Source organism: Paenibacillus sp. P4_A9 (genome assembly GCF_056402415.1).
The window spans coordinates 66471-87109 of sequence record NZ_JBFUHL010000001.1 but is presented as its reverse complement, the minus strand read 5'-3'; the positions used below and the strand labels follow the sequence as shown (position 1 = coordinate 87109).

Annotated in this window: 21 protein-coding genes; 15 read left to right on the top strand and 6 right to left on the bottom strand. The window is 47.0% G+C overall.

All coding sequences use genetic code 11. From position 1 onward, the window contains the following. Positions 1–33: 33 nt before the first annotated feature. Together AC1DVJ_RS00385 and AC1DVJ_RS00380 are read right to left on the bottom strand one after the other, a co-directional pair. The gene (locus tag AC1DVJ_RS00385) at positions 34–279 is read right to left on the bottom strand and encodes an HD family phosphohydrolase (RefSeq protein WP_477587565.1); all 246 of its coding nucleotides are present in this window, start codon (positions 277–279) and stop codon (positions 34–36) included. Continuing rightward, complete coding sequence (locus AC1DVJ_RS00380; RefSeq protein ID WP_477587564.1) at positions 276–596, bottom strand: heavy metal-binding domain-containing protein; 321 nt, start codon at positions 594–596, stop codon at positions 276–278. The genes AC1DVJ_RS00385 and AC1DVJ_RS00380 overlap by 4 nt, the downstream gene beginning before the upstream one ends. Before the next feature lie 99 nt (positions 597–695). Here AC1DVJ_RS00380 and AC1DVJ_RS00375 point away from each other — a divergent pair, with 99 nt between their 5' ends. From AC1DVJ_RS00375 to AC1DVJ_RS00320, 12 genes are all read left to right on the top strand, one after another. After that, positions 696–1499: an alpha/beta hydrolase gene (locus tag AC1DVJ_RS00375; RefSeq protein WP_477587563.1), complete on the top strand. Its 804-nt coding sequence runs from the start codon at positions 696–698 to the stop codon at positions 1497–1499. After that, positions 1496–2275: a 5-oxoprolinase subunit PxpB gene (gene pxpB / locus AC1DVJ_RS00370; RefSeq protein WP_477587562.1), complete on the top strand. Its 780-nt coding sequence runs from the start codon at positions 1496–1498 to the stop codon at positions 2273–2275. Before AC1DVJ_RS00375 ends, pxpB begins: the two co-directional genes overlap by 4 nt. 4 nt (positions 2276–2279) lie before the next feature. Then, positions 2280–3311, top strand: coding sequence for a 5-oxoprolinase subunit C family protein (locus AC1DVJ_RS00365; RefSeq protein ID WP_477587561.1), 1032 nt, complete (start codon positions 2280–2282; stop codon positions 3309–3311). 409 nt (positions 3312–3720) lie between these two features. Continuing rightward, entirely contained in the window at positions 3721–4482 is a 762-nt protein-coding gene (locus AC1DVJ_RS00360; protein WP_477587560.1) for a LamB/YcsF family protein, read from the top strand. 1149 nt (positions 4483–5631) lie between these two features. After that, the gene (locus AC1DVJ_RS00355) at positions 5632–5919 is read left to right on the top strand and encodes a CD3324 family protein (protein WP_028556449.1); all 288 of its coding nucleotides are present in this window, start codon (positions 5632–5634) and stop codon (positions 5917–5919) included. A 121-nt stretch (positions 5920–6040) separates the two neighbouring features. Further along, positions 6041–6424 carry a gamma-glutamylcyclotransferase family protein gene (locus tag AC1DVJ_RS00350; RefSeq protein WP_477587559.1) on the top strand — a complete coding sequence of 128 codons (384 nt, stop codon included), beginning with the start codon at positions 6041–6043 and terminating at the stop codon, positions 6422–6424. Positions 6425–6516: 92 nt separating this feature from the next. Further along, positions 6517–6891 carry a response regulator gene (locus AC1DVJ_RS00345; RefSeq protein ID WP_477587558.1) on the top strand — a complete coding sequence of 125 codons (375 nt, stop codon included), beginning with the start codon at positions 6517–6519 and terminating at the stop codon, positions 6889–6891. An 84-nt stretch (positions 6892–6975) separates the two neighbouring features. Further along, the gene (locus tag AC1DVJ_RS00340) at positions 6976–8739 is read left to right on the top strand and encodes a response regulator (protein ID WP_477587557.1); all 1764 of its coding nucleotides are present in this window, start codon (positions 6976–6978) and stop codon (positions 8737–8739) included. 148 nt (positions 8740–8887) lie between these two features. Continuing rightward, a complete protein-coding gene (gene nikR, locus AC1DVJ_RS00335) occupies positions 8888–9376 on the top strand; it encodes a nickel-responsive transcriptional regulator NikR (RefSeq protein ID WP_477587556.1) in 489 nt (162 codons plus the stop codon). 55 nt (positions 9377–9431) lie between these two features. Next, on the top strand, positions 9432–9836 hold the full coding sequence (locus AC1DVJ_RS00330; protein ID WP_477587555.1) for a DUF2203 family protein: 405 nt from the start codon (positions 9432–9434) through the stop codon (positions 9834–9836). Positions 9837–9846: 10 nt separating this feature from the next. Next, a complete protein-coding gene (locus AC1DVJ_RS00325) occupies positions 9847–11502 on the top strand; it encodes a copper resistance CopC/CopD family protein (RefSeq protein WP_477587554.1) in 1656 nt (551 codons plus the stop codon). 39 nt (positions 11503–11541) lie between these two features. After that, the gene (locus tag AC1DVJ_RS00320; protein WP_477587553.1) at positions 11542–11727 is read left to right on the top strand and encodes a hypothetical protein; all 186 of its coding nucleotides are present in this window, start codon (positions 11542–11544) and stop codon (positions 11725–11727) included. 76 nt (positions 11728–11803) lie between these two features. Here the strand turns inward: AC1DVJ_RS00320 and glsA are convergent, their stop codons facing one another. Together glsA and AC1DVJ_RS00310 are read right to left on the bottom strand one after the other, a co-directional pair. Beyond that, a complete protein-coding gene (gene glsA / locus AC1DVJ_RS00315; protein WP_477587552.1) occupies positions 11804–12757 on the bottom strand; it encodes a glutaminase A in 954 nt (317 codons plus the stop codon). A 24-nt stretch (positions 12758–12781) separates the two neighbouring features. Beyond that, positions 12782–13702, bottom strand: a complete 921-nt coding sequence (locus tag AC1DVJ_RS00310) for an aldo/keto reductase (protein ID WP_477587551.1) — start codon at positions 13700–13702, stop codon at positions 12782–12784. 133 nt (positions 13703–13835) lie between these two features. Here AC1DVJ_RS00310 and lepB point away from each other — a divergent pair, with 133 nt between their 5' ends. Further along, positions 13836–14366, top strand: a complete 531-nt coding sequence (lepB, locus tag AC1DVJ_RS00305; RefSeq protein ID WP_477587550.1) for a signal peptidase I — start codon at positions 13836–13838, stop codon at positions 14364–14366. Between the two features lie 48 nt (positions 14367–14414). On the opposite strand, the gene AC1DVJ_RS00300 is transcribed toward lepB, so the two are convergent. Together AC1DVJ_RS00300 and AC1DVJ_RS00295 are read right to left on the bottom strand one after the other, a co-directional pair. Further along, positions 14415–16061, bottom strand: coding sequence for an MDR family MFS transporter (locus AC1DVJ_RS00300; protein ID WP_477587549.1), 1647 nt, complete (start codon positions 16059–16061; stop codon positions 14415–14417). Positions 16062–16090: 29 nt separating this feature from the next. After that, the gene (locus tag AC1DVJ_RS00295; RefSeq protein WP_477587548.1) at positions 16091–16519 is read right to left on the bottom strand and encodes a MarR family winged helix-turn-helix transcriptional regulator; all 429 of its coding nucleotides are present in this window, start codon (positions 16517–16519) and stop codon (positions 16091–16093) included. A 537-nt stretch (positions 16520–17056) separates the two neighbouring features. Here AC1DVJ_RS00295 and pheS point away from each other — a divergent pair. Next, positions 17057–18091: a phenylalanine--tRNA ligase subunit alpha gene (pheS, locus tag AC1DVJ_RS00290; protein ID WP_477587547.1), complete on the top strand. Its 1035-nt coding sequence runs from the start codon at positions 17057–17059 to the stop codon at positions 18089–18091. Positions 18092–18116: 25 nt separating this feature from the next. Further along, positions 18117–20612, top strand: coding sequence for a phenylalanine--tRNA ligase subunit beta (pheT, locus tag AC1DVJ_RS00285; RefSeq protein WP_477587546.1), 2496 nt, complete (start codon positions 18117–18119; stop codon positions 20610–20612). Positions 20613–20639 lie beyond the last annotated feature (27 nt).

Here is a 20639-nt window from a genome sequence, read left to right as displayed (position 1 = left end):
GCTGTTGCAAGGCTTTTTTTGTTGTTAAATGGGTTAATTTTCACGAATATAAGCACGATCCCCTGTTCGAGGATTATAGTAGACCCGATAGGTAAATCCATCTTTGGGATCAATGAATACCTCGTTGGTGAATAAAAAACCATTTGGAGGCGACTGGGGTGTCGCGGCACCATCTGTTTTGTAGCGTTTGTCATAAACGAGATAGCCTAGAAGAAATAAAATAATGAAGCCAACGATCCACAAGCCGTATACTAGCAAAATGGTTATAATCCCGCTCACAGCCTTCGCGTTCGAACGGCAGTGCCGTAGGCAACGATTTCGCTCATGTTTTGACCAATATCTCCGCTATCGAAACGCATCATCACAATGGCATCGGCGCCCATGGCAGCTGCATTTTTGACCAGTCGGTCCATTGCTTGCTTGCGGCCATCCTCGACCATTTGCGTATACTGCGTGACTTCTCCGCCAATTAAACCTTTTAACGAGGCCATAATATCTCCGCCAATGCCCCTGGCCCGCACGACGACGCCAAATGTACTGCCCAATACCTCCGTTACCTCATAACCGGCAATATTTTCTGTTGTAACTACAATCATTTTAAATCACTCCTTTATAGTTAAAATAGATGCTTTTCTACTGAATAAGGATTGGCTATTATTAACTTAGTACGTTAATCGCATGAGGGGGTTTCACAATTGAACGCAGTGACAACGATTGAATTATGGCCAGGAGCTACACAAGATAGTCAAGGTGAGGCAAATCAAGGCTGTCCAAGCTTAACCTTATATCCAGCCGAGGGAGATGGCTTGCGCGCAGCAGTTATTGTTTGTCCAGGTGGCGGATACGGCGCGCGTGCCCCTCATGAAGGGGAACCAATTGCCAAGTGGCTAAATGGGCTAGGCATTTCCGCCTACGTGCTGAATTATCGTGTAGCGCCGTATAAACATCCCGTACCTTTGCAGGACGCACAGCGTGCTATTCGAACTGTGAGACATCATGCGGAGGCATGGGGAGTCGATGCAAACCGCATTGGTATTCTTGGTTTTTCGGCTGGTGGGCATTTGGCCGCAACAGCGGGTACGCATTACGATGCAGGAGATCAGACTTCCTCTGATCCGATTGAGCAGATTAGCTCCCGTCCTGACCTTATGGTGCTGTGTTATCCTGTCATTTCATTCGGTGTGAACGCACATCAAGGTTCGCGAAGAAATCTGATTGGTGAAGATGCCAGTGATGAGTTAGTCCAGGATTTAAGCAATGAACTTCAAGTAACGGCGGATACGCCGGCTACATTCTTGTGGCATACCGCGGATGATGCAGCGGTTCCGGTAGAAAATAGCTTGCTTTTTGCAGGTGCACTTAGCCGTAATAAGATTCCTTTTGATCTGCATGTTTTTGAGTCAGGACGCCACGGGATTGGGATCGCAGTTGATCATCCGGAAGCGTATGTTTGGCCTGAGGTTTGTGCAAATTGGTTGAAAAAGCAGCGTTTTGCATGACCAAGCTTGTCTACGAATGCCATCCACTTGGAGATTCGGCGATTGTGATTCGACTAGGCGCGGACATTTCGTTAATGAATCTTCATAAGGTAAGACAGGTAGCGAATTATATAGAGAACAACTGGCGTGAGGGCTTCATTGAGCTAGTCTCCGCCTATACAACCATTACAATTTATTATGATGCTTTCCACATTTATAACTATGCTTCCGAAGTTGTGTTAAAAAGTGGGCCCGCCAACAGGACGTCGACTTGGTTTCCTTATGATCATGTTCTGCAATACATAGAGCAGTTATTAGATGCGTACAGGGAGGAAGACTGCTTAGCTGTGCAGCTAGGAGGGATCGTTGAGATCCCTGTTTGTTATGAGGCGGCGTATGGGCCTGATCTTGTGGAAGTAGCGGATTACCATCAGGTGAGTACAGAAGAAATCGTGACATGGCATACTGCTCGCGTACATCCCGTGTATATGATTGGTTTTGCACCAGGTTTTCCTTATTTGGGCGGTATGGATTCAAGGCTAGCGACACCGCGGAAATCAGTGCCTCGCACACAAATTCCAGTCGGCTCCGTGGGTATTGGCGGGGCACAAACAGGTATCTACCCTTTTGAAACACCGGGTGGCTGGCAGCTCATTGGCAGAACGCCACTCCGTTTATTTCGTCCGGATACGGATCCACCTTCCTTGTTAAAGGTCGGAGACCAAGTGAGATTTGTAGCCATCACATCGGAGCAGTTTCATGCCTTAGAAGAAGGGAATGCGAGCAATGAGCTTTGAGGTAATGAAACCTGGCCTTTTATCCACGTTACAGGATGAGGGGCGCTATGGTTCTCGGAAACATGGTGTGATCGTGGCGGGGCCGATGGATCGGTTTGCCCACCGCGCAGCGAATTTGTTGGTAGGCAATGGTCGCGAAGCGGTGGCCTTAGAAATGACACTGAGCGGGCCTGCATTGGTTGCAAGGAGAGATATGCTTGTTGCCATTTGCGGTGCAGATATGGAAGCGGAAGTGGATGGAACTTCAGCCCCAATGTGGCGACCCTTCGTTCTTCGTACAGGAAGTGAGCTGCTTTTTCGCTACGCGGCACGCGGTTGTAGAGCGTATTTAGCCGTGCATGGTGGTTTCAAGGCGGATTACGTGCTGGGAAGCAGCAGCACCTACCTGAGAGCGAGTATGGGTGGATACGAGGGAAGAGCTCTTCGTGCTGGAGATGTATTGGAAGTTAAGGAGGATGAACGGGCTTTCCAGCTCATGAAAGGCTTTGAGCTGAGAACCAAGTCCGTGAGTGGAAATAAGTACGAGAGTGAAAACAAGTCAGTGAGAGCAACTAAGTACGTGAGTACAATGGTTCGTCCTGATTATCGCGACGATCCGATTATACGGATCGTGAGAGGCAAGGAAGCCTCCTTGTTTACTGTAGATAGCTGGTCAAAATTGCTTTCTCAAAGTTTTCTGGTTACCTCACAATCGGATCGAATGGGGTATCGGTTGTCGAGTGAGTCTAAGCTTGAGCTCGAAGCTGGCTTTTCGTATGAAATGATCTCGGAAGCGGTAGTAGGAGGTACGCTCCAGGTCCCCTCAAGCGGACAACCTATTCTATTGCTGGCAGATTGCCAAACAACAGGCGGTTACCCTCGAATCGGTCATGTGATAACTGCAGATCTTCCGTTAGTTGCTCAGGTGAAGCCAGGTGGAACATTGCGTTTTCAAGAAGTTACTCTTTTCGAAGCGCAGGAGCAGTTGTTGCTACAGGCGATGGATCTCAAGCTGCTGGCGGCGGGGATGAAGGCTTGGTTGAGGGAACTGGAATAAGTAAAAACCGAGAGTAGATTTTGCACAGTTAATGTTTCGGGAAAGTGAAATTTACGGGTTGAACCCTTGGGAAATGTGGACAAAGTGGGAATCCATCGCAGTTCGTGCCACCCTTTTCCCCTCAGTAACTTTAAATGGAAAAACTCCTGCTATTTCGGCACTTTTCAATACTTTTGGCATTTAAATGGAAAAACTCCAGTTAATTTCCCTTAAATCTCTCCGTGAATGAGGAAATGCTAAAAATTAACAGGAGAAAATACAGTTATCTTACAAATTCACCTAAACGCTCCTCGATTAAATGGAGAAAATACAGTTATTTCCTCGAGATGGGAAAAGAATAAGATGAGTGAAGAATGAGTGAAGAATGATGCTGGGGTGGCATTATTTTAAGTGGGAGAGTGAAATAGTGATGCTGCGTATTGACTTGAATTGTGATATGGGCGAAGGCTTCGGCGCTTATCGCCTCGGCCGCGATGCGGAGCTTCTGGACTTCGTCAGCTCCGCCAATATCGCCTGCGGGTTCCACGCAGGCGACCCCGCAACCATGCGCAGCACGGTACAGCTGTGCATGCGCAAGGGCGTTGCGATCGGGGCCCATCCGGGCCTGCCCGATCTGCAGGGCTTTGGCCGGCGCGAGATCGCGATCACGCCGGCAGAGGCTTACGAGCTGACGTTGTATCAGCTCGGGGCGCTGCAGGCGTTCGTCCACGCCGAAGGCGGGCGCCTGCAGCACGTCAAGCCGCATGGCGCGCTCTACCACATGGCCGCGAAGCGCCATGATCTAGCCGCCGCAATTACGGCTGCGACGGCCAGCGTCAGCGCGGAGCTGACGCTGTATGGCCCGCCCGGCAGCGAGTTGCTGCGGGCGGGCGCCGCCGCGGGGCTGCGGACCGCGAGCGAGGCTTTCGCGGACCGCAGCTACCAGCGGGACGGCTCTTTGACGCCCCGCGACCAGGCGGGGGCGCTGCTTGAGAGCGCCGCCGAGGCTGCGGCGCAGGTGGAGCGGATTGTCCGCGAAGGCAAGGTGCTCTCCCTCACGGGAGAGGACCTGAGCATGCGCGCGGACACGATCTGTATCCACGGCGATGGCGTTCACGCCGTGGAGTTCGCGCGCGATATCCGCGCGCTGTTGAACAGCAGCGGCATCGCAGTCATGCCGATTGGGACCTAGCGCAGACGCTAGGTCCTTTTTTTCTACGTGTGAAACACAAGATACCTACGTACCAAGCTAATGCTCTCCAAGCAGCAGAAGCCACTCAAATCACCATCACAAGTAGTCCCAATGCACTCCACTAATTAAGCAACAACTAAGCAACTTCACTTCCCAAATGAACCTACATACTCTCGTCACCTCCAACCCAGCCTCACCACCATCTTATCCCAACAATCAAGCTGACTACATCACAGTATCCCGCAGCGAAACGAAGCTTCCCAAATTTCCATTCAAAAGTAAAATAATTGGAAAAACTACAGCTATTCAGTCTGATTTTCCTTGTATAGAGGAAATAACTGGATTTCATGTAGTTAATTTATCTAATTTCGCCATTGAGCGTCCGCAAAGCGAAATTTAGCTGGAGTATTTCCATTTAATTGGATTTTTTTCTTAGAAATAATGAATTTAGCTGGAGTTTTTCCAGTTATTTCGCGGAGCCCTGGGTTGGGATCGACGAAGAAGGTTTTGTTTCAACTAAAGCACTTTCGTCCCCTCTCCAGCGCCCCATTTTTCAATTATTCCCGTGCAGCAGAGCAATTTCCTCCACTTTAGCGCTCCGCCCCAAGGAAAGAATCCCTATAACCATTCTTTCACTTGAGAGTGGCTCGGCAATATGAGTAAATAGAGATGTAGCCGGCCGGCTTCCATGCCTTCGGAAAGGAGTGATCAAAGTGATTACAACGCAAACAGAGGTGATCTCTGCGTAAGCAGAGATCACTGTTCCAAGCGGGGGCCCCTAGGCCCTCGCATAACTTTAACGAACGAGTAGACAGCGAGAAGCTTTTTACATATAATGAGAAATGTGAACACGATGTGAACACACAATAAACTATGGTGAAGGGAGTGCTTTATAAATGAACACAATGACAATGACAGTAGCGATGAATGTTGCGGCCGCCGCAGAGGTACTCGTCTCCTAACTGAATATCATTCGTGGAATAACCGTTCACCTGAATTGTATAATTGCATATACAACCGACAGGCACGATTATGATCGTGTTTTTTTTATTCCATTTTTGAGAATGGTAGGAGGTTAAGGGGCGATGAAGATACTCTCTGCAAATCAGTCAAAGTTAAGCTTTGTACAATTTGAGGAGGTTTTCATCCATGAGTTACAAGAACGGGAAAGATGTTCTTCCCCCTAACCTATTAAAACAATTACAAGAATATATCCAAGGCGAAATCGTGTATATCCCTAAGAAAGAGCAGAAACGTGCTGGTTGGGGAGAAAATAACGGCACTCGCATCATCATTGAGCGGAGAAATCGTGAGATTTTCCGTTTGTATCAAACGGGTTCGACGGTTTTGGAGCTGATCAAGGTGTTTCATTTGTCCGAAGACAGCATCCGCAAGATTATCGTTAAAACACGCGAATTAACAGCCAATCAGGCATAGCAGCAGCATCCATCGTGATGCTGCTTTTTTTTGTTCTTGGTGTTGCCTTGCAACTAGGAAATCATCGTTTCCACGACGAAATCATTCATATAGAGCTTGTAGACGATTAGGAGGAGTAGGGATGATAGCTGTATTTGTGTATGGAACATTACTTGTGGGGGAGAGTAACCATTCCGTTGTCTGTCCGTATTTACTAGATGTGCAACCTGGAGCGATCAATGGACGTTTATATGATGTAGGACCCTACCCGGCGTTAGTTCGTACAGAGGATGATCGTAGGGTTGAAGGGGAATGGATCCAAGTGACCGATGAAGGGTTAGCGGCCATGGATGTTTTGGAAACTTACTATGGTCCAAATCATGCGGATAATGAATATGAGCGAATTTGGGTGAAGGATGTCAATGGAGAGCGGGAAGGCTGGGTCTATTGCTGGACAAGCCCTCGTGGGCTGCCAGAAATTAATGGCTCGTCATGGAAGGTTCACCTGCACCCTAAGGAAGCGTGATTTCTTTCGAGTTTTTCCGACATTTTCCTATCTTGGGCCCAGATATGATGCTATAATTAGTAATAATTTATGGACTCGAGGAGAGAGAGAAAATGTCAGCTTACAAAATTTTGCTAGCCGATGATGAGTTGGCGCTTCGCTTTCTACTGACGGAAACATTATCTGATGAAGGATACGTCATCACGGAGGTTGAAGATGGTCAACAAGCGATTGATCAGCTGGGCAAGGAAGCCTATGATTTAATCATTTTGGATTACATGATGCCAGAGCGCACGGGCGTAGAAGTTTGCTCTTGGTTGAGACAAAGCGACAATGTGAATCGGGACTTGCCGGTTATTCTTTTAACAGCCAAAGCACTGGAGAAAGATAAAGAGAAAGCTAAGGCAGCTGGAGTCACCACGTACATTGTGAAACCTTTCAGTCCACTTCAATTGTTAGACACCATAGGGCAACTGTTGCAACGCTAAAAAACATTAGAACGCGGTCGCTCATCCTCAAAGTACTTCGGTAGAAGTTTTTCTCATTAAGCTTATAAAGGGTGATTGTCTGTTATGAGCCATACAAACTTAGAGAGATCCAAAGATTCAGTTTCAGAATCTGATCGAGATGCAAGAATTCTTAAACAAGGAAGAAAGCTGTTTATTCGTGAATATGACAAGCAGCTGCATCAGCTTCAGTCATTGATGACAGCGATTCAAGCCCAGCCAATGCTGGAGGATTTACAACAATGCTATCGGATTGCGCATACACTCAAAGGCAGTGCGCCTGTTTTTGGTTATGTGAGAATCGGGAAGCTTGCGGAAGACCTGGTACGGAATTGGGAATGGACCCTAGCCGAACAGAAGCAGGATGATCAGTTACTCTTGTCGACGAGCCCTGTCTATGAAAGCTTAGAGCGAACGGTCGGATTATTGCTTGAGTTGAAAATGGAGCTGGACATCGGCTTAACGGAAATTCAGATGGATGAGGAGCAAGACCCTGCCCCGGGTTCCATGCTGCGAACTTTGAAAAGCCGCATATTGCTAGTCGATGATGACGACGCGCTGCGCTTCTATTTGACAAGACGTTTGCAACTCGATGATTGTGTGGTTGATGAAGCCGCTGATGTAGAGTCAGCCAAGAAATTACTTCGTGAGCATACGTATGACCTCGTTACGTTAGATCTTATGATGCACCCGCAGTCAGGCTATGAATTGTTTGAATTCCTGAAGGAAGATCCTACACTGAAATGGCTGCCGCTTATTGTGTTATCAGGAAGGGACGATGTAAGCGATAAAGTTCGCTGTTTTCATTTGGGGGCGGATGATTATGTGACCAAGCCATTCCAATACGAGGAATTGGCGGCACGTATTTATGGTCTCCTCAAACGGACTCGGAATTTCGAACAGTTGGCTTTCCGCGACCCTTTAACTGGTGTGTTTAATCGTCGCTATTTTGATCTGCAAATTGGGCTGGAGCTGCAGCGTATTGAGCGCTACCCAGCGCCAATCTCTCTTGTGTTTATCGATATTGACAGCTTCAAAAGCGTCAATGATACGTATGGACATCACGTAGGGGATTTGGTGCTGCAAGGATTAGCTCATTTGATGCAGGTCAATCTGCGATCGACGGACTTATTGGCTCGCTTTGGCGGAGAAGAATTCGTGATCGCACTTCCGAATACGAGTGTGGATCAAGGTCGATCTATTATGCAAGCTATTCTAGATACAGTACGTGTGAAAGCTGTAGCGCAGAACGATGGTCAAATGTTCTCCATCACATTTTCGGCCGGTGTAGCTGAATGGCAAGTGGGTATGACGGTTGCGGAGTGGGTAGATAAAGCTGACGATGCGATGTATCAAGCGAAGCAACAGGGCAAGAATCGTATTATAATTGCCGACTTAGAAGATGAAGGAGCACAATTTACGAAGCTTGTCGCTCATGCGCATGCACAACTGCAGAAGAAAAAACTCTTAATTGTGGATGATGATCCGATTCTAAGGGCGATTCTGAATTCCCAATTGGAGCACTTGCCGATTGTAATTACGCAAGTTTCAGATGGTGAACAAGCTTGGCAGTTGCTGACTATGCAAGTCTTCGACGCTTGTATATTGGATGGAATCTTGCCTGGCCTTGATGGATTTACGATATTGGAGAAGATCAAGACAGATGCTAATGCGATCTCGAAAGATATGAAAATATTGATGCTTTCTGGAAAGAAGAAGGAAGCGGATGTGGCGAAAGGCCTCCAAATGGGTGCTGATGATTATATGACGAAGCCGTTCTCACTCGTGGAGCTGGAGAATCGCGTCAAACAGTTAATGAAACTCGTCTAGGTTGAGAGGGCTGATGCCCTCTTTTTTTGCTTTTGCCTAATGAGGAAGGGTTTTGCGAGGTCGTATCTCCCTTATGGAGGTTTGCGACTCCAACGCTTTCTGCTACAGTAGGAATATAGACAAAGATATCAATGAAGGAGCAAGATGAATGTCGGATAAAGACAATCTAGTGCGTTTCGGAATTTCGATGCCGCAATCCCTGATCGAGCAATTCGACCGGTTGATTGCGTTACAAGGGTATGATAATCGTTCGGAGGCCATTCGAGATCTTACGCGCAAGGCGCTTCTAACCTCAAGCAGTATGCAGCCTAATGAAATGGTCGCAGGTACGATTGTCATGGTCTATGACCATGAAATTAGAGATTTGCCGATAACCTTAATGGAGCTTCAGCACGACTATCATCATGCCATCATATCGACCATGCATATCCATTTAAACCATCAGCAATGCTTGGAAATACTCGTAGTTCGCGGTGAAGTGGAGAAGCTTCGAGAGCTGCAGCAACGTATCCAGGTTTTAAAAGGTGTTGGCTACGCGGAGCTGTCTGTTACGCATGTGGACGAGCATAGCTCAAGCCAGAATCACGGTCACCACCATGGCCATCATCACGTTCACGATAACCCCCACACGGATTAGTAGAATTCGTAGTTCTTCCGTTTTTTTGCTAAAATAAAGGACATGGAGGTGCGTTATGTCGGAGAAGAAATGGTTCTCTTTGGAAGAGGCTAATGGTCTATTGCGATTTGTTGATCAGGAACTGAAGAAAATGCAAGCCTTGAAGAGTGAATTTGAGGACAAATATATGGAGTTACGCCATAAGAAGAATGAATACGCGGAGATGCCTGGTACGGAAAAGGATCCTTTTTTTGTCATGGAAGCTGCATTGGAATTTCTTCAAATTGAAGCGCGTGGACTCATACAAAGCTTTCAAAAGACGGGCATTGAGCTGAAGGATATCGATTCAGGACTTGTTGATTTTCCAGCGGTTATGAATGGACAAGAAGTGTTGCTGTGTTGGAAGCAAGGAGAGGATCAGATTCGTTATTATCACGGGGAGCAAGATGGTTTTGCTGGCCGTAGGCCGATAGCGGATTAGAGGGATACTGATGACGAGATTATTTAAACAACGAACCAGGAATTGGTTCCTACGACTGCCTGTAAGCTTAATTGCTGTGTTAGCGATCATGTTATTGAGTGCGATCATTGCGCCCCAATCTGCCTCTGCGCATGCTTCATTAGTTGAAGCGACACCGGAAGCGGGGGCGAAGCTCGAAAGCTCGCCAGCGCAAGTGTCCGTCACGTTCAATGAACAATTAGATAACGGGCTCTTTTATATTAAGGTTTATGATCATAGCGGAGCTGAGATAACGAACCGCAAAGCGACGATGAATAAGGATCAGATGGGCATCAAGCTCGATTTGCCGAAGCTGGCAGAAGGCGTGTACTTAATTAGTTATCACGTCATCTCAGCAGACGGTCATCCCGTGGGTGGAAGTTATCCGATCACAATCGGCAATCCGCCGCAGGAGGAAGTTCTTGATGTGCCTTCCGCACATACGGGACACAATCATAGTGCGGGTCCGTTGACGACAAAAGGCTTGCTGCAATACGCCTCTCGGGGCTTATGGTTCTTGATGCTGTTAGCTTTGACCGGTTGGGCATTCTGGTTACGATTGGTGAGACCGCAAGGGGAAGAAGCACAGAAGTCGGTTTCCGAGTGGACGCTCAATCTCCAACGCGCTCATATCGTTGCCCTATTGCTGCTGATTTTTACACATATCGAGGATTTATTGGGCGGCGGCGGTGTGGATGAAATATGGCAGCTGGTAAGCTCAACGAATATCGGGATTTCTTGGGTGCTGCTTCTCGCGTTATCCTTCCTAGGCTTTGTTATGCTGGGCAGGCTGGCTTGGGTAGATGTGGGTTGGTCTCTGGCTCTGTTGGCTGTCAAAAGCTTTAGCGGTCACGCCGCCTCCTTTTCGCCCTTGTGGGCGACGATTGGGCTGGATTTCATTCATCTTGTCGCTGCAGCCTGTTGGGTAGGCGGATTAATTCTGCTGTATGCGAAATGGCGTCACAACAAGATGGATCTCGGCAGCTATATGCAGAAGTTTTCAAAATTCGCACTGATCTCGATTCTTGTTTTAACCGTTTCAGGGTCTATTTCCGTCTTGATATTCCTGCCGAGTCTGAGTTACTTGACATACACAACTTGGGGTATTCTCTTGCTTGTAAAAATAGGCGTGGTCGTGCTCGTCGCACTGATGGGGTTCGTGATTCGTCTCTTCCTTCGCAAGAAGAAAGTGAATCAATCGATCATCTGGGTGAAGCTAGATCTGTCTCTTATGGTCATTATTGTTGTCCTTGTTGGACTCCTTACGTATATGGCGCCGATCCCGGCTAATGAGCCGCTTCAGTGGCATCAGATGGGGGAAAAGGTCCACGTTTCGGTGGATATTACACCTAAGGTACCTGGTAATAACGTGTTTGTTGCCAAAGTTTGGCTGCCTGAAAAATCAGGCCAACCTAAACAGGTACTCTTGATTTTGCATAATAAAGACGATGAGGAGATCGCCCCGATTTCTGTTCCGTTAACGATATACAAGGATAGTAAGGAAGAGGAATCGTACGGATTTGCTAAATTCAGCTACAAATCGGAAGGTCCTTACCTGCCTTTTAGCGGGAAATGGGAGCTAGAAATGCGCGTGATGGATACAGAAGACAATGAGACTGTGTATACCAAAGACTTTATTGTGTATTAAGCCTGAGAAAGGCTGATCAGAGTCGCGAGGAGGATGACTATGGCTTGGGTTCAAATTCTAGATAAAGACCATCTGTCAGTCAAACTGGATGACAAAGATGATACTGCGCTAATAGAGATCAATGACGGCGGCATTTCACCGAACTATGTGACGATTCGACTGAAAGAGCATGAAGTGGATGAGTTGATAGAGGCCCTTCAACGAATTAAGCAATCGATGCAATAATGGTAACATGAAAGAACCTTCCCTCGACTGCCAAACAGTCAAAAGGGAAGGTTCTTTTTGTAAGCAACTAGTTAGCTTAAAATAAGCTCCAGTCGAATTCCTGAGAGAGAATGCCGAGGAGATGCACACCAGCCGTGCTGTTTCCCTTGCGGTTCAGTGCGGGTCCTACGAGGCCGATGCCATATTGTCCAGGTACCATCGTCAGGATGCTGCCGGACACGCCGCTTTTGGCAGGCAGCCCAACATTCATGGCAAATTCGCCAGAGGCATTGTACATACCACAGGTAAACATGAACGTCTTGGCAATTTGTACGAAGCGCCGCGGGATGAGACGTTGCTTGCGAATCGGATCCACGCCATTATGAGCGAGAACAAGAGCCATTCTGGCCAGATCCGAACAATTGACCTCGACGGAGCAGTGGCTGAAGTAGACACGAAGCACATCGTCAACTTCTTTGTCCAAGACACCGTTATCCTTGAGGAAATAGGCTAAGGAACGATTGCGGTTAGCCGTATCTGACTCGGATTTGAACACGTCTTGATTGATAGTAAGGGTAGGGTTATCGGCAATATCCCTGAAGAAATGAAGGATACGATCAACCTGTTCTTCTGTAGAATGCCCTGCAATTAACGAGGAGATCGCAATAGCTCCAGCGTTAATTAAAGGATTGAACGGAATGCCAGGCTCCACAAGCTCAAGCTTCAACATCGAGTTGAAGTCATCACCTGTCGGCTCCATGCCAACTTTAGAGAATACAACGTCTTCGCCATTGTCCATCAGTGCAAGAATCAGAGTGAAAACCTTCGAAATACTTTGCAAGGTGAAGCGAAAGTCAGAATCCCCAGAGCTGGTGGTTTGCCCTTCGTTATCCATAATACAAATGCCAAGAATATCCCCAGAAGCGTTCGCTAACTCAGGGATGTAGGAAGCAACATGACCTTCAGAAGTGTGCGTTTTACTACTAGCAACCCACTCGTCAAGGTGATCATGAAGCTTCTTCCAAGTTTCATCGTGCTGATGGTGAGGCATGGCGAAGTCAATCCTTCCTCTTCTCTAGGCTTTCCAAGCTTGCGGATGATTGTCGCTGATAAGCTCTGTTGCCGCGGCATTCGCAATCACTTGCTCAGGGTTTTTRCAGCCTGGAATAACGGATGTGACAGCATCGTGCTTCAAACACCAAGCCAATGCCCATTTGGCCATATCCATGCCTTCAGGTACTTCATTTTGCTGAATGAGCTGAACTTCTTCCAACTTCTGTCTGACGCTTTCAGCATCGTGACGATGACGTACGTCCGTGTTACTGAATACGGCGCCTGGCTTATACTTACCGCTTAGATAACCACTAGCTAGCGGTACGCGTGCGAGTACACCAAGATCTTGATCTATACATGACTGAAATACTTGTTCTTCCGGTGCGCGGTCCAAGCGATTGTACACCACTTGAATAGCTTTGGAGTTCACTTTAGTTGAAGTTGCCGTTTGATGAATATTGGCATTGCTGCCGATTGATGTTCCTAGGTGGCGGATTTTGCCCGCCTGTACTTGTTTATCAAGCGTAGTCCAGAGATCATCGTTATCAAATAAGGCATCAGGCCCAGAATGGAATTGGTATAAGTCAATGTAGTCCGTATGTAATGCTTGCAGAGACGCATCGAGCTGTTTGATGACGGAATCCGCGCTAAACTCGTCAGTACGTGTGAATAAATCGTGGAAATGATGACCGAATTTCGTTGCTACAACCCACTTATTACGATCGCGGCGGGATAAATAATTACCGATAAATGACTCGGAAAGGTGATCACCATAGCATTCAGCCGTATCTATCAAATTGATCCCGAGATCAACGGCTTGATCTAGAATCGCGTCTGCTTCTGCTTGCGTATACGTTAATCCCCACTCACCGCCAAATTGCCAAGTGCCAACACCAACGATGGAAACTTTCAGGTCTGTTTTGCCAAGTCTGCGATATTTCATGTAGCGCACTCTCCTTAATAGGGTATCCAAATTCATTATACAACAACATTTTATTTTATCTTAATGTAAGCTTTCCATAAATGGGTTACGGTGTAAAGAGGGAATGATTCAGAACGAGAGGATGTTGGTTCTATTGATCCGAAAGTATGTGATAAGCCTATTGAAAGAATGGGTGCCTACGATAGCATGTGCTCTCCTCATCGCACTTGTCGTCAATACGTATGTTGCGCAAGCGATGACAGTTCCAACAGGTTCTATGCTGCCTACCATTCAATTACAAGACGAGTTGATTGTTGAGAAAATGAAACCATTAACCGATTTTGAATTCGGGGACATCGTTGTGTTTTGGCCGCCGCTTGAAGGAAATGAGGATCGCTATGTGAAGCGTCTAATTGGACTCCCAGGCGATACGATCGAGATCAAAGACGGCGCGTTATATCGGAATGGATCCAAAGTCGACGAGCCATATATCCAAGCGCCAATGACTTATACCTATCACCAGGTAACTGTGCCCGAAGGGAAATATTTTTTCCTAGGCGATAATCGCAACGACAGCTATGATTCTCATTTGTGGCCGACAACACCTTTTGTTGCGGAAAAAGATATTATCGGCAAAGCCGTCTTTCGTATTTTCCCTTTAAGTCAAATTGGAACAATCGAATAGGTGAATAAAGAAGCTCCCAACCTCGTTAGAGGAAGGGAGCTTTTCATTTTAAACGAGATGTGCTGGAGCTTGGTTGTCATCTTCGCTATTTTCTTCAGACTTCTTCGACTTACGGTCGGACAATTTAATGTTCCCAACGAATAGCGTAAGAACGGCACCCAGAAGAACGAACACAAGACCGTAGATAAATACTAGATGCAGGGAGGACACGAGTGCATCTTTGATAATAGGCAACTTATCTACTAATTCTTTTGGCAATTTGGCCATTGCCTCAGGACTTAATAATGAGGAATAGAGAGATTGCGGGTTCTTATGAATCATATCAATGAGTGGAGTTCCGACTTCAGCAGGGAACTGCTTGACAACTGGCTCTAGGTTTTGTTCGAGCAAAACCGTTGATCTATGGTTCATAATCGCTCCGAGGATGGTCATCCCGAAGGTACCACCGATTTGACGGAAGAATTGGCTGGATGACGTTACAACACCTAGCTCGGATTTCGGGAAGCTTTCTTGCAGAGCCAATGTTAGGATTGGCATGACAAGCCCCATTCCTAGCCCTAGAAGTACCATGTAGCTGGAGGCAATCAACTTTGTAGTTGAAATTCCCATTGTACTTAAAAAGATAAAACCGACTGCCATTACAAGCATACCGATTAACATTTGTCGTTTTACACCGATCTTAGCAATCAATTGTCCCGAGACTACACTGGCAGCAATCATTGTAATCATCAGAGGAGTCATAACCGTACCAGATGCGGAGGCACTTATTCCAACAATACCTTGCATAAAGAGTGGAACGAACATGATCGCACCAAACATACCAACGGCCATTAAGAAACCGACACCGTTAATCGTGGAGAAAGTTCTATTTTTAAATAGACGAACTGGAAGAATTGGCTCTTCCGCTTTGCTTTCAATACGAACAAAAGCAACGAGAGACACAACAGCAAGTACGAATAGGCCAATAATTTGCCAAGAACCCCAAGCGTATTCACTGCCGCCAAATGTCAGTGCAAGAAGCAAGCTTACAACACCGACGATCATCGTGATAATACCTGGAATATCAAATTTCACTTTACCTACTGATTTATGCTTAGGCAATGCGAGTGAAATTAAAATTACGGCTAGAACCCCAACCGGTAAGTTGATGTAGAATACCCAACGCCAGTCCCAAGCATCTACGATCCATCCGCCAACTTGCGGTCCTATGACAGATGATAGACCAAAAATAGCTCCGAATACACCTTGCCATTTGGCACGTTGTTTACCCGTAAATAAATCCCCAATGATAATCATGGCCATCGGCATCATGATACCACCGCCAAGACCTTGCAAGCCGCGGAATAAGATGAGTTCCGTCATGTTCTGAGACATTCCGCACAAAGCGGAAGCAACGATAAAGATAAGTAATCCAGTCACATATACGACACGCCGTCCCATTAGATCTGACAATTTACCTGCAATTGGGACGATGACTGTTGATGTGAGCATGTATGCTGTCGTTAACCAAGTCATCAGTCCGAGTCCGCCAAACTCACCAACGATACGCGGCATTGCTGTACCGACAATCGTACCGTCCAAGGCTCCGAAGAGCATGGCGATGATCAAGCCGGTAAGCAAGAGTCCTCGATTTTTAAGTTCTGGTGCAGCGGCTTCGGAGATATCCTTGGGCGCTGTTTTTTGAATACTTTCCATGTGTATCACTCCTTTGATGTTATAAAAAATTAATAAAATGAAGTAAACTTTTCAAAAGCTTCTACAAAAATTCGCAGTTCATCAGGTGGAAGCTGAGATAACCCGCGAGCGATCACTTTCTTTTGGACTTCGTTGGCTTGAGCAAGGACCGCGGCGCCTTCTGCTGTGTTTTCAACCAGCACAATGCGTCGATCCGTTTCATGATGTTTACGTATGACATGCCCGCTTTGAACAAGTCGATCAATCATGACAGTAATTGCACTTGGCTTAACGCCCAATTTATCGGCAAGATGAGATTGTTTCGGTGTGTTCTCCTTGGAGATCATCGCTAACATGAATAATTGTGGAGCCGTTAACTCTGAATTGAGTTCACTAAGAACACTTTGGGTAATTTTGCGATGAGTCTGTTCAAATGTTGTGCGGAAGCGATTGGTATAATCCGTCAATTCCTCTTCCAAATCATAACCTCCTTGCTTATATGAATTTGTTCGAATTGTCTAATAATTAAATAATATAATAATTAAGTCGAGAAACATTTAAACTATTTAAGTAAAATATAAACCTGTCGATGGATGAAGTCAATAGGATATTTCTGAAACTTTCAGAAAGGATGGATTGATGCACTTGCATATCCTTTGTATCTTGCATATAATAACTGGTACATATACGTGGAAATGCTTTGACGGAGAAGAGTACGCAGTGCTTCTTGACAGGGAGGGTAAGCCGATGATTGAGAGCTGGCCCCGAGAATTAGGCTGTGGAAGTTCGCTCCTGAGCAGTCCTTTGAACAGAAGCGTTTAGACGCTTCTCATTAGAGGGAACCGGACACATCGTCCGTTATCTGGAATGAAGTGAGACTCGTTTATTTGGCGATTGTACATAGACGAATCTAATTAGGGTGGTACCACGGCTTTTCGTCCCTTGCGAGGGAGCGGAAAGTCTTTTTTGTGTTTTCATAAAGGGCGATTCAGAGGCCTAATTCAGGAGGGATTTCGATGAAAGAGCGTTTAGAAGCTTTGAAGCAGGAAGCGCTGCAGGAGCTTAGCGGTGTTGGCAGTCAGCAGGAGCTGAACGATTTAAGAGTTAAATATTTGGGTAAAAAGGGACCATTAACTGAGGTTCTTCGCGGCATGGGCGCGTTAAGCGCAGAAGAAAGACCCGTCATCGGCCAAGTGGCCAATGATGTTCGAGCTGCGATCGAGGCTGTTATTGAAGAGAAACAAGCCGCGTACACGAAGCAAGAAACAGAGAATAGACTTCGCGCTGAAATGATCGACGTTACTTTACCAGGACGTCCTTCACAGCAAGGTGCTGTGCATCCTTTAAGCAAAGTTATTCAAGAGATTGAAGACATTTTCATCGGGATGGGCTACACCGTAGCTGAAGGTCCAGAGGTTGAACAAGATTACTACAACTTCGAAGCGTTGAACCTGCCGAAAGATCACCCGGCTCGTGATATGCAAGATTCGTTCTATATTACAGAAGAAATTTTGTTGCGTACGCAAACATCCCCTGTTCAAGTAAGAACAATGGAGAAGCGTAAAGGCGAAGTTCCGATCAAAATTATTTGCCCGGGTAAAGTATACCGCCGCGATGACGACGATGCGACGCACTCCCACATGTTTCAACAAATTGAAGGCCTGGTCATCGACCGCAACGTGCGGATGAGTGATCTCAAAGGAACATTGCTTCAATTCGTACAAGAAATGTATGGCCCAGCGACGAAAATTCGCATGCGTCCAAGCTTCTTCCCGTTCACAGAGCCTAGCGTTGAGGTTGACGTTAGCTGTGCAATGTGTGGTGGCGAAGGCTGTCGTACATGTAAGCAAACAGGTTGGTTGGAAATTCTCGGAGCAGGTATGGTTCATCCGCGCGTGCTTGAAATGGGCGGCTACGATCCGAAGGAGTACACAGGCTTTGCATTCGGGATGGGTGTTGAGCGTATCGCTATGTTGAAATATGGCATCGAAGATATTCGTCATTTCTATACCAATGATTTACGTTTCTTAAAGCAATTTTTACATGTGTAAGCACTAGGAAAAGGAGGGTAAAATCATGAAAGTTTCTTATCAATGGTTATCCGAATATGTGGACGTAACAGGCTTCACGGCCGAAGAACTAGCTGAAAAATTAACCCGCAGCGGTATCGAAGTGGATATCGTCGAGGATCGTAATAAAGGTGTTACGAATGTTGTTGTCGGGTTTGTAAAATCCCGTGAGAAGCACCCTGACGCAGATAAACTAAGCGTTTGTGTGATTGATGCAGGACAAGGCGAAGATTTGCAAATCGTGTGTGGTGCCAAAAATATTGATGCTGGCCAAAAGGTACCTGTCGCTATGATCGGTGCCGTCCTGCCAGGCGGACTAGAAATCAAACGCGCTAAGCTGCGCGGCGTAGAATCCCAAGGGATGATCTGCTCCGCCAAAGAGCTTGGGCTCAACGACAAGCTGTTGCCGAAAGAAATCCAAGAAGGTATTCTCGTATTGCCTGAAGATACGGAGATTGGCCATTCGATTCTAGATGTTTTGGCAATTAGCGACAAAGTGATGGATCTGGACTTGACGCCTAACCGCTCCGATTGCTTGAGCATGCTCGGTGCGGCTTATGAGATCGCGGCGATCCTTGGCCGCGAGGTGAAACTGCCAGATGCGGAAGCTGCGCTGCAAGCAGCAGGAACTGCTGGCGTGAAAGCTGCAGATCGCATCAGCGTGAAAATCACAGCGACTGAGCAGTGCACGCACTACGCGGCTCGCCTGATCGAAGGCGTTCGCGTAGGCACTTCTCCGCTGTGGATCCAGAACCGCTTGATGGCCGCGGGTATCCGCCCCATCAACAACATCGTCGACATCACAAACTTCGTGATGTTGGAGTACGGCCAACCTCTGCACGCGTTCGACGCGGAGAAGCTAAACAATGGCCACATCGACGTACGACTCGCAGAAGCTGGCGAGAAGCTCGTTACACTTGACGATGTGGAACGCACGCTTGAGCCGCACATGCTGCTCGTGACGGACGGCACCAAGCCTGTGGCGATCGCCGGAGTGATGGGCGGCGCCAACTCGGAAGTGATCGAAGGCACGACACGTATTCTGCTTGAATCCGCGAAGTTCGCAGGCAGCTCTGTGCGCCGCACATCGCGCCAGTTAGGTCTTCGCTCAGAAGCGAGCCTTCGCTTCGAGAAAGAAGTGAACCCGGAAGCGGTGCTTCCGGCATTGAATCGTGCTGCTGCGCTGATTGCGCAATACGCAGGTGGCAAAGTCGCTTTCGGCATCGTAGAAGCCGCTAGCGGAACAAACAAATCGGTCAGCATCGAACTTGCAGCTGACCGCGTGAATAACTATCTCGGCACAGCGCTTTCCTTGGCCGAGATGGGTCAAATTCTTTCGCGCTTGCACTTCACATTCGAGCAAGCTGGCGAAGGCAAACTGCTCGTGCATGTGCCGAGCCGCCGCGGAGACATTACGCGTGATGTTGATTTGATCGAAGAAGTGGCACGTCTCTTTGGCTACGATAACATCCCGACAACCTTGATGACCGGCGTAACAACGCCTGGGTCACTGTCCAAAGAGCAATCCATCCGTCGAATTACTCGGAATATTTTAACGCAAAGCGGATTGAATGAAGTCATCACATATTCCTTCACAAACCCGCGTTCACACGGTGGTACTGATGAAGGTGAAGTGAATCAACAATCACATGTAGATGCCATTCCTGGTTTGTACCCAACTGCTAAGCCAATTTCACTAGCGATGCCAATGAGCGAAGACCGCAGCCAGCTGCGTACTAGCTTGGTGCCGCATTTGCTCGACGTTGTTAGCTATAACCGCAACCGTACGATGGATGATGTCGCCATTTTCGAAATTGGCAAAGCGTTCATTACAGATGAAGCGGCACTAACGGCTCTCCCGCAAGAAAAGCTGTTGTTATCCATCGTGTTAACAGGTAAACGTCGTCAAGCACATTGGGCTCAGAAGTCAGAAGCTGTTGATTTTTATGATATCAAAGGGATTTTCGATCGTGTAGTTCAATACCTAGGAATTAAGGGTCTTACGTACACATCAGCAGCACCAGAGGGCTTCCACCCAGGTCGCACAGCTGAAATTCAGCTTGCTTCCGCTGAAGGTACGAAGGTTATTGGTCGCGTAGGTCAACTACATCCAACTGCGCAACAACAGCGTGATTTAGAAGATACCTATGTGCTTGAAGTTGAACTATCTCCGATTTTGGAAGCTGCTGGCGACGAGATTATCTATAAATTGTTACCACGTTATCCGTCTATCGGACGTGATATTGCAGTTGTGGTGAATGCTAGCGTTCCTGTCGGGCTTATGGAGCAAGCTATTTCCGAAGTTGCAGGCGAATTGTTGGAATCCATTCACGTATTCGATATCTATACCGGAGAGCGTCTTGGAGCTAATCGGAAAAGCGTAGCTATCGCACTCGTGTACCGTCATGCGGACAGAACTTTGCTTGATGAAGAAGTAACTGAGCTCCACGCCAAAGTTGTGGCAACACTTGAACAACAATTTGAGGCGGAGTTAAGAAAATAGTGTAACTTTCCTTATAGGTTGCAGGAA